This is a genomic window from Rhodococcus sp. NPDC047139, assembly GCF_040643435.1.
Lineage (GTDB): Bacteria > Actinomycetota > Actinomycetes > Mycobacteriales > Mycobacteriaceae > Rhodococcus.
This window is the reverse complement of sequence record NZ_JBEYUH010000032.1, coordinates 1-11,983: the sequence shown is the minus strand read 5'-3', so window position 1 is coordinate 11,983 and position 11,983 is coordinate 1. Positions and strand designations below refer to the sequence as shown.

The window sequence follows — 11,983 nt, the reverse complement described above, 5'->3', positions numbered from 1 at the left end:
CTAAACCCAGATACCGGAGGCCTCACTCATTCAACGACTGCGACACTCCTTCTGACGGAAACGCGGTTCAAGATCACTTTTGAAACATGCCCTAGGCTCGACGCCGTGAGCGTGCGTGCGGGAATCATCGTGACCGGAACCGAAGTACTGACCGGCAGGATCGCCGACCAGAACGGGCCGTGGTTGTCCGACCAGCTACTGGCACTCGGCGTCGACGTCGCCCACATCACCATCTGCGGTGACCGTCCCGCCGACCTGACCGCACAATTGCGCTTCCTCGCCGATCAGGGCGTCGACCTCATCGTCACCAGCGGTGGTCTGGGCCCCACCGCCGACGACCTCACCGTCGCGACCGTCGCCGAGTTCTGTGATCGTGAACTGTTGCTCGACCCAGAACTCGAAGACCACATCGCGGACATCATCCGCCGCTTCCGCCCGCACATCCCGGACCTCGACGCAGGGCCTACGCGTGTCGGGATCCGCAAGCAGGCGCAGATCCCCGTCGGCGCTTCCGCCGTGCCGCCGACCGGCACAGCGCCGGGCGTGGTCATCCCCGCTGTAGCCGGTGACCGGCCCGTCCCGACCATCGTCATCCTGCCCGGACCGCCCGGCGAACTGCAGGCGATGTGGCACAGCGCAGTCGCCTCACCTCCGGTCGCCGAGGTTCTGTCCCGGGCGGCCGACCTGCGGCAGGACACCGTGCGCGCCTACGGATTGCACGAAGCACAACTCGCCGAGACCCTGCGCCACGCCGACACCGAGATCGCCGACCTCGACCGACTCGAGATCACCACGTGTCTTCGCCACGGTGAACTCGACATGGTCACCCGATACACCACCCGCGATGCGGACATCTATCGCCACCTTCTCGCTGTTCTCACCGACCACCACGGCGACCGGATCTTCTCCACCGACGGTTCGACCATCGACGACCAGCTGATCGACGCCCTCGACGGCCGGTCCATCGCGACTGCGGAGTCGTGCACCGGCGGGCTCATCGCTGCACGGCTCACCGCACGTCCCGGATCGTCTGCCTATGTCATGGGCGGGGTCGTCTCGTACTCCAACGACGCGAAGTCCGATCTGCTCGACGTACCGGCCGACATGATCGCCGCGCACGGGGCGGTGAGCGAACAGGTCGCCGCAGCCATGGCCGAAGGCGCCCGACGCCGTCTCGGAACCGACGTCGCGGTTTCCACCACCGGGATCGCCGGCCCCGGCGGTGGCACCGCGGAAAAGCCGGTGGGCACGGTCTGCTTCGGCGTCTCGATCGACGGACGGCCGACGTACACCGTCACCCGCCGCTTCCCCGGAGACCGCGAACGGGTCCGAACCCTTACCACCACCGCTGCACTGCATCTGGTTGTCGCACAGCTCGAACGACAGTGAGCGCGCTTCTGATCCCGCCCTCCCGTCAGCGGGAATAGCGCCGCGCGAGCTCGGCGCCGATTCGCGCGAGCTCGGCCTGCACCGAGACGGGTTCGAGCACCTCCACCATCGCGCCCCAGCCCCCGAGATTACGGGCGATGTCCAGCGGTGTCGGCGCAGCGATTCGCACCCGACTGCGCCCGTCGTCGAGCTCGGAATCGACATGACAGTGGCGACCGAAGTGGTCACGCAGGATCGGGACGTACCTGTCTTCGATGAGCACGCTCGCCCAGGTTCGAGAACGCTTCTGCTCCACCTCACCGACCACCTCGCGCCAAGCACGGTCGAGCGCGAAATCGTCCGGACGTTCCGCGGGCTCCTCGCTCGACTCCGCCTCGATGGTCCGGTCCACCCGGAAGGTGCGCTGCCCGCGCTCGGTGCCGGCGACGAGGTACCAGGTGTCGCCCTTGTCGACGAGCCCCCAGGGGTCGACGAGGCGCACCGATTGTTGCCGCATCGCGTTGGCGTACGTGAGCCGGACCTTCCGACGCGCCACCACGGCATTCTGCAGCAGGTCGACGATGCCCGGGCGTGGACGCTCGAGCCCACTCCAAGCGGTGCGGTCACTCATGACGGCATCTGCAGCTGCGGCTGCGTCGGCACGGAAGGTCTGCGGCAGTGCACGCACGAGTTTGCGGAGGGCGGTCTTGGCCTCCCCCGAGTCCGACGCGGCCGGGCCGAGGAGAAGGAACAGCGCCTGCGTCTCCGTGGCCGACAGCCCGCTGAGATCGGTGCGGGCGCCACCCACGAGTGACCAGCCGCCACCGCGTCCCGGCTGCGGATAGACAGGAATACCTGCTGCCGCGAGTGCCTCGAGATCTCGGCGGGCTGTCGCCAGCGACACCTCGAGTTCCTCCGCGAGCTCGGCAGCGGTGACCCGCCCGCGATGTTGGAGAAACAGGAGGGCAGCCACGAGCCGGTCTGCGCGCATGAATTCACTATCCCCGAAAAAGTGATCAATTGATGAGCACTTCAACTGCCAGAGTGAGTCTTGGCGAACCGCCACAAGAGAGGAACCACCCCCATGTTTCGAGGACTCACCACCACCGTTTTCGTCGTCGACGATCTCCGTTCTGCCGTGGACTGGTACAGCGAGTTGCTGGGCATCGAGCCCTACTTCCAGCGCGAGGCCGCCGGCACACCCGCCTATGTCGAATTCCGCACCGGCGACTTCCAACACGAACTCGGGTTTCTCGACAGCCGATTCACTGCTCGTGGACCGGCCGGCACGGATGTCGGCACGGCGCTGACATACTGGGCCGTCGACGACATCGACGTCGCGTACAAGCGGTTGCTGTCGATGGGAGCCACGACGCACCAGGACATCACCGAGCGCGGCGAGGGGTTCGTCACCGCATCGGTCATCGACCCGTTCGGCAACGTGCTCGGCGTGATGTACAACCAGCACTATCTCGACGTCGTCGCCTCCGTGAAGGGAGCCTGACATGGACGTCATCGGGACCGGCGTCGAAGTGTGGCGCACATGGCTCAAGACCCACGGCCAATCCGAGACCGAAGTCTGGCTGGTGATCTACCACAAGAACAGCGCGGCCCCGAGCCTGCGCTATCACGAGGCGATCGAGCACGCGCTCTGCTACGGCTGGATCGACAGCCTTCACCGCAAGCACGACGAGCACAGCTCGCGGCTGCGGTTCACTCCCCGACGACCGCAGAGCAGGTGGAGCGCGCTGAACCGCGAGCGCGCCGCCCGCATGGTGGCCCAGGGATTGATGACCGAGACCGGACAGGCTGCCATCGACCTCGCCAAGAAGAAGGGCACATGGCAGAGCGCTTCCGACGTCCGGGCAACATCCGCCGGCGCGTCGACCGACCCCTCCGACCGGCGGCTCCGAGCTGCCTCGCTACGCTCCAGCTCATGAGTGAGCCGACTTCGACCTACGCCAATGTGACGCTCGACCCGCGTGCCAACGTCTATTTCGACGGCAAGTGCGTCAGCCACAACTTCCATCTGGCGGACGGAACCCGTAAGTCGGCCGGTGTGATCCTGCCCGCGACCCTCAACTTCGGCACCGCCGCGCCGGAGGTCATGGAGCTGCACAGCGGCGCGTGCCGCGTCCGCCTGGCCGGCAGTGACGACTGGACCTCCTACGGTGCCGGCGACTCCTTCTCCGTGCCCGGCGACTCCTCGTTCGATATCGAGGTCACCGAAGCAGTCAGCTACGTCTGCCACTACGGCTGACACAGCCCGTTCGGCTCCGACAACCGGGCGATCCGATCACGGCGAGCAGTTCCGCGGCTACCGTGAGGCGCATGGACGTCCACAGCCGCGTCGCCGCCGCCCGCGTGGCCCGACTGGCCACCGCGGACGGGTCCGGCGAGCCGCATCTGGTACCGATCGTCTTCACCCTCGAAGAGGGCGTGATCCACACCTGTGTCGACGACAAGCCGAAAGGCACCCGGCATCTGCGGCGCCTCACGGACATCGCCGAGAACTCCCGGGTGTGCGTACTCGTCGACCACTACAGCGACGACTGGTCTCAACTGTGGTGGATCCGCATCGACGGCATCGCCACCATCCACGCCGCCGACACCGCTAGGGGTGCCGCCGGCATCGACGCGCTCGCCCGCAAGTATCCGCAGTATCTGGCGAAGCGGCCGTCGGGGCCGGTCATCACTGTCGACCGCCTGCGTTGGCGGTCGTGGTCGGCGTAGACAGGGCCAGACATCCTGGCGGGGTGCGCTTCAGCACTACCGAAGCCGCGGTAGTGGAGGGTCGCCGCTGACGCGCATGCGATGAATTCCGGTCGTGCGGACGGTCAGCACTGACGAACGATCTCGTCCGACTCAGGGAGACACCATGACCCAGCAGACCACCGGCGCCCTTCCTCCGATCGTCGACCAGCGGAGTTGGCAATCCGCCCTCGACGACTTGCGACGACGGGAGAAGGCCGCCACCCGCGAACTCGACGCCATCGCAGCTCAGCGGCGCAGGCTACCGATGGTCGAACTGCCCGACTACACGCTGATCGGCTCGGACGGCCCGATCCGGCTCGCCGATGTGTTCCAGGGTCGATCGCAGCTGATCACCTACCATCACATGTGGTCCGACGGTGCGGAGTGGCAGTGCGGCGGCTGCACGGGTCTCACCTCGCAGTGGACCCGGCTGGGAATCCTCGACAATTACGACGCCCGCATGGTCATCGTCACCAACGGTCCGATCGAGGAAGCGCTGGCGTACAAGGCCAAGGTCGGCAACACGATGGACTGGTACTCGTCCTCGGAAAGCTCGTTCGGCGCCGACGTCGACGCACCACCCGGCGGAGGTTTCGCGGTCAACGTCTTCCTTCGCGACGGCGACAAGGTTTACCGCACCTGGCACACGACGGGTCGCGGAACCGAGCAGCTCAGCTACACCTTCGCCCTGATCGATATCCTTCCGTGGGGGCGGCAGGAGGAATGGCAGGACTCGCCGGAGGGCTGGCCGCAATCGCCTACCTACTCGAAATGGCTCGACTCCCCCGATGTGGCACGGCTGTACGGCCCGAGCGCCGACGGCCGGTAACCGGGATCACCCCTGTTCCGTTGCGGGAGGGGAACTCAGTCGGCCCGATAGCGCAGCATCGTCGCGGTGGCGAACGGCCTCGTCTCGACCAGTCGAAGCCGAAGACGTTTGTCCATGTCCGGGAACATCGGTGTGCCTCCGCCGAGCACCACCGGGGAGACGAACAGCTGGTACTCGTCGATGAGCCCGTACGGCATCAGCGACGCCGCGAGGTTCGCGCCACCGACTTCCATGACGCCGTCGCCCGAGGCCTTGAGCCTGCGGATCTCCTCGACCGCATTGTCGCTGACCAGCCGACTGTTCCACTGGACCTCGGTGAGCGTCCGGGAGAAGACGACCTTGGGCTTGTGGGTCCACAGGTCGGCGAAGTCGCGTTCGATCGGCGACGCATCTTCGGGGACATACGGCCAGTGGTCGGCCATCAGTTCGTAGAGTCGGCGCCCGTGTAGCGAAATCTCGATTGCGCGGTACCGGTCGTTGTGGAACTGGTGCAGTTCCTCATCCGGGTCGGCCCAGTCGATGCTGCCGTCGCGGTCGTTGATGTAGCCGTCCAGGGTTACTCCGAAGCCATAGGTCAATGTCCTCATGGCGGGGTAGACCTCCGGGGTGCCCCGAACTCATCGGACTCTGAGGCCCAGGAGGGAACTACGGCTGGAGCAGCACGTCAAGACCCCGCTGGAAGTCGGCGATCCGCCGATCGAGGGCGTTGTGGCCGCCGTTGACGAGTTCGGACACCCGAACGATCCCCTCGTTCTCCGCGACGGCATTGAGGTTGCGCGACGTCCAGTACCAGGCTGCAGTCGTGAAGGCGTTCTCCGGCGCGGCGAGCAACTCGGGATTTGCGACGAAATCCACTCCGGTGTGCTCGCTCACCTTCTCGTAGTTGTGGCGACCTGTGACCTGGATGGCACCGCGGCCCTTGAAGCGCGCGCCGTCTCCCGGCTGGGTGTTGCCCAGGTCGGCTCGACCTTCGTAGGCATGCCCCGACGCGTACTCCTCGAAGGTGCGGAAGGAATCGGATTCGACCGCAAGCTGGGCGATGAACGCCGCCTGGCGGACCGGGGTGTCGATGCCATGGTGAATCATGGCATCGTTCAGAGGTGCGAGGTACTGGTCGATCTTCTCGGGGGGCATACCCGGCACGATGCGTGCCAGATCTTCATGGGTGACAGGTGGCGGGGGCCCTGGCGCAGGCTCGGCGGGCGCGGGCTCCTCCCCCGAAGGTGCCGCCGGATCGTCGGATTCCGAGTCCTTCGCCGTGGTCCATCCGCTGGCGGCGAGTTCGTCGACGTTCAACGCCCGGAGAAGCTCGCGAGGCTCGTGGAAGCGAGTCTGAGGGGTAGGAGCAGGGTCGGCGTCGGCTGCGGCGGTACCGGCTCCGAGGGCGGTGGCTAGGACGGCTGCCGCGGCGATGGCAGCGCGGAAACGGCGCGAAGATGAAACTGACATTGGTCGTGCTCCAAGATCGGCCGAAGTGCGGTTCGGCCTCCGAACGGGGCCACGGTCGTTACCGAAAAGAGATCATTTCTTCCCCGAAGAGGTCTCTATCGGGTGGCCTTTTGGTCACAACCAGATAACGTCGCAGGTAAGAGGCTTTTCAAGCGATCGTGTGGGATGCCATTCCGATATGCCGTAAGTGCTACGGAACACACCCTTGTCCCTGCGGCCCTGCCACACCCCCTCTGACACACGACTCGAATGCGCAGCTCGCCACGACGGACCAAGCTCGGCCGACCCCCACGACGAACATTCGAATGGATGCCAAAATGGTTCTACTGCAATACCTTTGACACACCCGGCGCTCGAGGCAACAATGCGACACGAGCTCCGCCCGGATGGACGTGACAGCAAGCCACAGTCGCGCGGCAACCTTGACCGCTCCGGAATATTGGAGCCGAGCACAAAGTACGGCGTGATCTTTTCGTGACTGAATACACACGCTCGCGCCGATCTGCCGACAGCTGTACCCAGGACGTTTATCAGACCTTCACAACTGGAACGCGCGCGCAAGAAGCAGGAGAAACCACTGTCTCGGAGAAACGCCGGGAACATCGGCCGGTTGCCCGCGGCACGGTCACGACGTCACGACTGACGATCGAGGACTCCCGGTGGTCGGCGCGAGCAAAATCGGCTGTCGGGTGCGGTAGCGAAGTGGATGCCCGAACCCGAGTCTGCGCGCGTCGGCGCTGCGCGAAGCGCCGAATACGACTAGGTTCTGATCATCGATTCGACGTCATGGCGACCAGCCGTCCAGGGACATCCGACGCCCGGAGAAAACAGGGTGGGGTACCGATCTCCGAACACTCGACGCGACGGCAGGTGCTCGTGGTCGCCGATCGAATGAGCCCCACTGTCACCGAATGGAGAACATTGGCCGAACAGTCCAGCTCCCCCGTCACGTCCCGTTCTCGCAATCGGCTCCGCTCCGCAACCGTAATGCTGTTCGGTCTCTGCCTGCTCCCAGCCTGCGGGGTGCCCGACCAGAGCGCTGCGGAGGCTCGTGAGACGACGTCGGTTCCGGAGACGACCGCCGCCGATTCGGTGTTCACCGAACTCGAGGACCGATTCGACGCGCGAGTCGGTGTGTACGCGGTCGATACGGGTACAGGGCGCGAGTTCGAATGGAGAGCCGACGAACGGTTCGCCTACGCCTCGACGATCAAGGCGCTGGCCGCCGCCGCGCTTCTCGACAAGACGGGCACGTCGGGTCTCGAGAAATCGGTCGAGATCGACGCCTCGGACCTCGTCGAATACTCCCCCGTGACCGAGACCAGAGTCGGGCAGAGAATGACTCTCGCCGAAATCTGCGAGGCCGCACTGACCCGGAGTGACAACGCCGCCGCGAACTTCATCTTCGCCGAACTCGGTGGACCGAAGGCGTTCGATGAACAGCTCGACGACCTCGGCGACGCCGGAACCACGGTCTCGCGCATCGAGCCGGACCTCAACGAAGCACTGCCCGGCGACCCACGCGACACCACGACCCCACGGGCGTCTGCGAGCAACTTGCGCGAGTACGTCTTCGGCGACGCTCTCGATGAGGAGGAGAAGGCCACGCTGACCGACTGGATGACGGCCACACAGACCGGAGACACCCTGGTACGGGCCCAACTCCCTGAGGGCTGGACGGTCGCGGACAAGTCGGGCGGCGGAATGTACGGATCGCGCGGAGACCTGGCCGTGGTCTGGCCGACCGAGGGAGCCCCCATCGTCATCTCGGTGCTCTCCTCACGCGATGAGCAGGATGCCGAGTACGACGATGCGCTCATCGCCGGTGCAGCGGCAGCCGCCATCGACCGGATCCGATAGAGCGCCGTTTCGGGTCTCGAGGTTCGAGGGACCATCCGGACACCCGATCACCCCGTTCCCCCTACCAGGGGGACCTTGTCCGAAGCGGTCTCGCTGTGAGACCTGTGCCGGCCTCTCAGCCGAGATGAGCCGACAACAGCCACGCCGGTAGCATCGATCGGCCCTTGTCGTCGCGCTCCCAGTTCGCGCCGTCCTGTTCGCCGAGCAATGCGTGAACGAACGCCGGCCGCACGTCGTCGACCACCCAGAACTCGGCGACCGTCTCGCGCAGTTCTTCGTCGGTTACCGGATTCGGGCCTTGACCGTCAGGGAAGGCACCCTTTGCGAACGCCAGGATGTAGAAGGACGCCCCCGGGGCCGCGGCCCGGGCGACAGCGCGCAGGTAATCGCGCCGCCTGTCCACGGGAAGCGAATGGAACAGAGTGCTGTCGACGATCGTCGCGAACCGGCCGTCGAAGCCCGTCAACGAACAGATATCGGCTACTCGGAAGCTGGCCGTCGTCAATCCCCGGCTCGTGGCTGCGGCCTGCGCTGCTGCAATGGCCGTCGGTGACAGATCGAGGCCGACGACGGTGTACCCCTGAACCGCCAGGCTGAGGGACGTCTCGGCATATCCGCACCCGGCGTCCAGTACGTCACTGCGAAACCTGCCTGCAGTGATCAATCGGGCGATCTCGGGTTGCGGTTCACCGATGTTCCACGGCACCGGGCCCGAAAAGCCTTCGGCAGTGCCTCGATAGATGTCGTCCCACGGCAGGAGCGGGCCGTCTTCGGTCATGACGTCGACGGTACGCCCGCTGCCCGGATTTCAACGCTGGGTTCGTAGCGCAGCCACGGATGGTTTCCTCATCCGCCTCGGTGAGGAAGGATCGGAACGCCACCGTGCTCGATAGGAGAACTCGTGACCGAAACCACTGCCTCCGCTGTGCCCGCCGGTCCGGGCCGTGAACGTCAGTCGGTCGTCTACCGCGACGGCGCTCTGGGCCGTCGCCCGGCGGTGCCGACCGCATTCGACGATCTCGAGCGCGCGGCGCGTCGCGCCGGCTCGAAACGGGCGTGGGCATACGTCGCAGGCGGTGCCGGTGAGGGACGCACGATGCGCAACAACCGGCGCGCCTTCGACCGATGGGCGATCGTCCCGCGCATGGCTCACGGTGTCACCGAGCGCGATCTGCGTACGACCGTGGCGGGAACGTCACTGTCGTCACCGCTACTGCTGGCGCCGATCGGCGCAGGTGCATTGATGGCATCGGACAGCGATCTGGCCATCGCGCGCGCGGCCGCAGCCACGGGAGTGCCGTACATCTTCTCCAATCAGGGATGCAATCCGATGGAGGACTGCGCCGCCGCGATGGGTTCGGCCTCCCGCTGGTTCCAGCTGTACTGGAGCTCCGACGAGCAACTCGTCGACAGCCTGCTGCACCGGGCCGAAACGGTCGGCGCCGAAGCCGTCGTCGTCACGCTCGACACGACGATGCTGGGATGGCGTCCTCGAGATCTGAATCTCGGTTCACTGCCGTTCGCCCGCGGCGAGGGGATCGCCCAGTACACCTCGGATCCGCGCTTCCGCGCTGTCGTCGGGCAGCGGATCGACGCGGCACGCGACATGGCCGCGCAGCGACCCGAGGTCACCCTGGGCGCCATCCGCACGCTGATCTCGATGACGCGTAACCATCCGGGCAAGTTCTTCGACAACCTGCGCTCCCCCGTGCCACGTGCCGCCGCCGAAACATTCCTCGATATCTACTCCAATCCAGGTTTGAGCTGGGAACATCTGGCGACCCTGCGCGAGCGGACACGACTTCCGATCGTGCTCAAGGGGATCCTCCATCCCGACGACGCGCGTCGCGCTGTCGATCTCGGTGTCGATGCGATCGTGGTGTCGAATCACGGGGGCCGCCAGATCGACGGTTCCATAGCTTCGCTCGATGCCCTACCCGACATCCGGGCGGCGATCGGTCCTGATCCGACAGTGTTGTTGGACAGTGGAATTCGAAGCGGATCCGACGTTTTCGTCACACTCGCGCTCGGCGCCGACGCGGTGTTGCTGGGCCGACCCTATATGTACGGGCTGGCGATCGCGGGGCAACGGGGAGTCGAGGAGGTCATCCGCAACGTGATCGCCGAGTTCGACCTCACCATGGCATTGACGGGCGCCCGCTCGATCGCCGACATCGACGAAGGGTTCGTCCGGCCGAATCCCTCCTTCTGAAATCCGCCGGGAAACCGTAGCGTGGGTCGGTCCTCCGCCGAGATATCCGGACCGTTCGCTGCCGGACGGAAGAACCTGCGGCACGATGAACGACACGATCGGCACCGTGCCGCAGCACGGTGATGAGCGACGCGACCCGAAGCATCTTCGTCCGGCCAGCGCCGACACCGAGGCTGGTCGCGCTTGCGACATCTGTGGTGAGTGCAGCGGTGGCGGCGCGTGCCCGTGATAGAGCGTTTCGACCAGGTCCGCGGCGCTGAAGTAGCGGACCTTGTGTCCAGCGTGGATTGCGGCGATCCCGAGCCCGATCAGGGGTGTGCGACTTTCCTATCCCGGCCGGCCCGATGATCGCCAGATTCGATTGTGCACGAACCCATCCAGGCTCGTTAAATAGTCGACCACGTTCGGCCGGATAGACGAGGCGGTGACGTCGAACGACTCCAACGTCTTCGTCACCGGGAACGCAGCCACCTTGAGGCGATGGACGATGTTCGAGGCATCGCGGGCTGCGATCTCGGCTTCGACCAAGGTCCGCAGACTTCTTCCGGTGTCCAACGCTGCGTCTTCGCCGTCAGCAGCACTTCCGGCGCGACCCGCCGGATCGCCGCCAACTTCAACCTGCGTAACGCAGCGTCGAGATCGGCGGCGAGCTGGGGAACCGACTGCCGTGCAGCAATACCGGCCGTCGATGTCGTGGCGGTGGTGAAGTTGTCGGTAATGATCGCACCTGATGATCAACGGACGAGGGGCGAACGGCATAGGCGTCCAGTGATCGGGTCGGGGCGGTCGGCAGACCGAGAATCAACGCGTCCCCCGCCGGTCGGGGTTGCGGCGTGCCCGCACCGACGGCAAGGATCGACCGCACGTCGGCGGCCTTGAACCGCCGGAATGCGACCGCCCGGGTCAACGCCACCACCAACGCGTCGGTCCCATGCGCGGCTCGGAACGCCAACAGGATCTCCAGCTCCGACGGCGGCCGGATTCCCGCGATGCACTACTTCGCTGCCGTGATGCCATAGCGACTGGCCGTGCGCACCGCCTATGTTGCGCGAAGAATTCATGAGCCGTTTTCTTAGACAATGCATTACAAATGCTCGGTAACTGGTTGAGTTGCTCGGCACTTGGGATTGGAGAAGCAAATCGTAGAGCCGTCCTGCAGTCAAGGCGTCAGCACGAAAGGCCCGTTCTTCCGGACCTTCAGCACCAGGGCATCGGCGGTGACCAAGGTGTGCGCGGCGGCATCCAGTGGGCGGTTGCGGAAGTCCTCGACCTGCTGGTCGAGCACTTTCACCATGACGTTGACCTGCGATTTCGACACGCTGTGTGATACCGAGGGTGTCGACGAGTTTCCATCCGGTGTGGAGGCGCCGAGCAGGTAGGAGGGTGGCCACTACCGAGGTCAGCGCTCGTTCGACTGGGACTGCTGCACGATCGGGTGACAGTTACGGTCACGCAGCCTGTGCGGCTGGTGTGGTCATGATTGTCTCGAACTCAACCGGCGTCAACCGGCC

Annotated in this window: 12 protein-coding genes and 3 pseudogenes; 8 read left to right on the top strand and 7 right to left on the bottom strand. The window is 65.5% G+C overall.

From position 1 onward, the window contains the following. Nucleotides 1–105: 105 nt before the first annotated feature. Nucleotides 106–1,389 carry a competence/damage-inducible protein A gene (locus ABZ789_RS22365; RefSeq protein ID WP_358428776.1) on the top strand — a complete coding sequence of 428 codons (1,284 nt, stop codon included), beginning with the start codon at nucleotides 106–108 and terminating at the stop codon, nucleotides 1,387–1,389. 25 nt (nucleotides 1,390–1,414) lie between these two features. Here the strand turns inward: ABZ789_RS22365 and ABZ789_RS22360 are convergent, their stop codons facing one another. Continuing rightward, nucleotides 1,415–2,359, bottom strand: a complete 945-nt coding sequence (locus ABZ789_RS22360) for a WYL domain-containing protein (RefSeq protein ID WP_358428773.1) — start codon at nucleotides 2,357–2,359, stop codon at nucleotides 1,415–1,417. 93 nt (nucleotides 2,360–2,452) lie between these two features. Between ABZ789_RS22360 and ABZ789_RS22355 the strand changes: the two genes are divergently transcribed. From ABZ789_RS22355 to ABZ789_RS22335, 5 genes are all read left to right on the top strand, one after another. Beyond that, nucleotides 2,453–2,872: a VOC family protein gene (locus ABZ789_RS22355; RefSeq protein ID WP_358428770.1), complete on the top strand. Its 420-nt coding sequence runs from the start codon at nucleotides 2,453–2,455 to the stop codon at nucleotides 2,870–2,872. Between the two features lies 1 nt (nucleotide 2,873). Next, entirely contained in the window at nucleotides 2,874–3,308 is a 435-nt protein-coding gene (locus ABZ789_RS22350; protein ID WP_358428767.1) for a hypothetical protein, read from the top strand. Further along, nucleotides 3,305–3,628, top strand: a complete 324-nt coding sequence (locus ABZ789_RS22345; RefSeq protein WP_358428764.1) for a pyrimidine/purine nucleoside phosphorylase — start codon at nucleotides 3,305–3,307, stop codon at nucleotides 3,626–3,628. Before ABZ789_RS22350 ends, ABZ789_RS22345 begins: the two co-directional genes overlap by 4 nt. 71 nt (nucleotides 3,629–3,699) lie before the next feature. Next, nucleotides 3,700–4,101 (top strand): TIGR03668 family PPOX class F420-dependent oxidoreductase, encoded by a 402-nt coding sequence (locus tag ABZ789_RS22340; protein ID WP_358428761.1) that lies wholly within the window; start codon nucleotides 3,700–3,702, stop codon nucleotides 4,099–4,101. Nucleotides 4,102–4,246: 145 nt separating this feature from the next. Then, nucleotides 4,247–4,951: a DUF899 family protein gene (locus ABZ789_RS22335; RefSeq protein ID WP_358428758.1), complete on the top strand. Its 705-nt coding sequence runs from the start codon at nucleotides 4,247–4,249 to the stop codon at nucleotides 4,949–4,951. 35 nt (nucleotides 4,952–4,986) lie between these two features. On the opposite strand, the gene ABZ789_RS22330 is transcribed toward ABZ789_RS22335, so the two are convergent. Continuing rightward, complete coding sequence (locus ABZ789_RS22330) at nucleotides 4,987–5,538, bottom strand: dihydrofolate reductase family protein (RefSeq protein WP_358428756.1); 552 nt, start codon at nucleotides 5,536–5,538, stop codon at nucleotides 4,987–4,989. Nucleotides 5,539–5,596: 58 nt separating this feature from the next. Continuing rightward, nucleotides 5,597–6,400 (bottom strand): glycoside hydrolase family 19 protein, encoded by an 804-nt coding sequence (locus ABZ789_RS22325; RefSeq protein WP_358428753.1) that lies wholly within the window; start codon nucleotides 6,398–6,400, stop codon nucleotides 5,597–5,599. Between the two features lie 1,023 nt (nucleotides 6,401–7,423). Here ABZ789_RS22325 and bla point away from each other — a divergent pair. Next, nucleotides 7,424–8,260, top strand: coding sequence for a class A beta-lactamase (gene bla, locus ABZ789_RS22320; RefSeq protein WP_358428750.1), 837 nt, complete (start codon nucleotides 7,424–7,426; stop codon nucleotides 8,258–8,260). Between the two features lie 115 nt (nucleotides 8,261–8,375). On the opposite strand, the gene ABZ789_RS22315 is transcribed toward bla, so the two are convergent. Continuing rightward, a complete protein-coding gene (locus ABZ789_RS22315; protein WP_358428747.1) occupies nucleotides 8,376–9,038 on the bottom strand; it encodes a class I SAM-dependent methyltransferase in 663 nt (220 codons plus the stop codon). Nucleotides 9,039–9,161: 123 nt separating this feature from the next. On the opposite strand from ABZ789_RS22315, the gene ABZ789_RS22310 reads away from it, so the two are divergent. Then, nucleotides 9,162–10,472 (top strand): alpha-hydroxy-acid oxidizing protein, encoded by a 1,311-nt coding sequence (locus tag ABZ789_RS22310; RefSeq protein WP_358428744.1) that lies wholly within the window; start codon nucleotides 9,162–9,164, stop codon nucleotides 10,470–10,472. A gap of 228 nt (nucleotides 10,473–10,700) precedes the next feature. Here ABZ789_RS22310 and ABZ789_RS22305 read toward each other — a convergent pair. From ABZ789_RS22305 to ABZ789_RS22295, 3 pseudogenes are all read right to left on the bottom strand, one after another. After that, nucleotides 10,701–11,191, bottom strand: a pseudogene (locus ABZ789_RS22305) (ATP-binding protein); the annotation flags it as partial. A gap of 32 nt (nucleotides 11,192–11,223) precedes the next feature. Further along, a pseudogene (locus ABZ789_RS22300) lies at nucleotides 11,224–11,505 on the bottom strand (IS21 family transposase); the annotation flags it as partial. Nucleotides 11,506–11,652: 147 nt separating this feature from the next. Further along, nucleotides 11,653–11,821, bottom strand: a pseudogene (locus ABZ789_RS22295) (transposase); the annotation flags it as partial. Nucleotides 11,822–11,983: the final 162 nt, after the last annotated feature.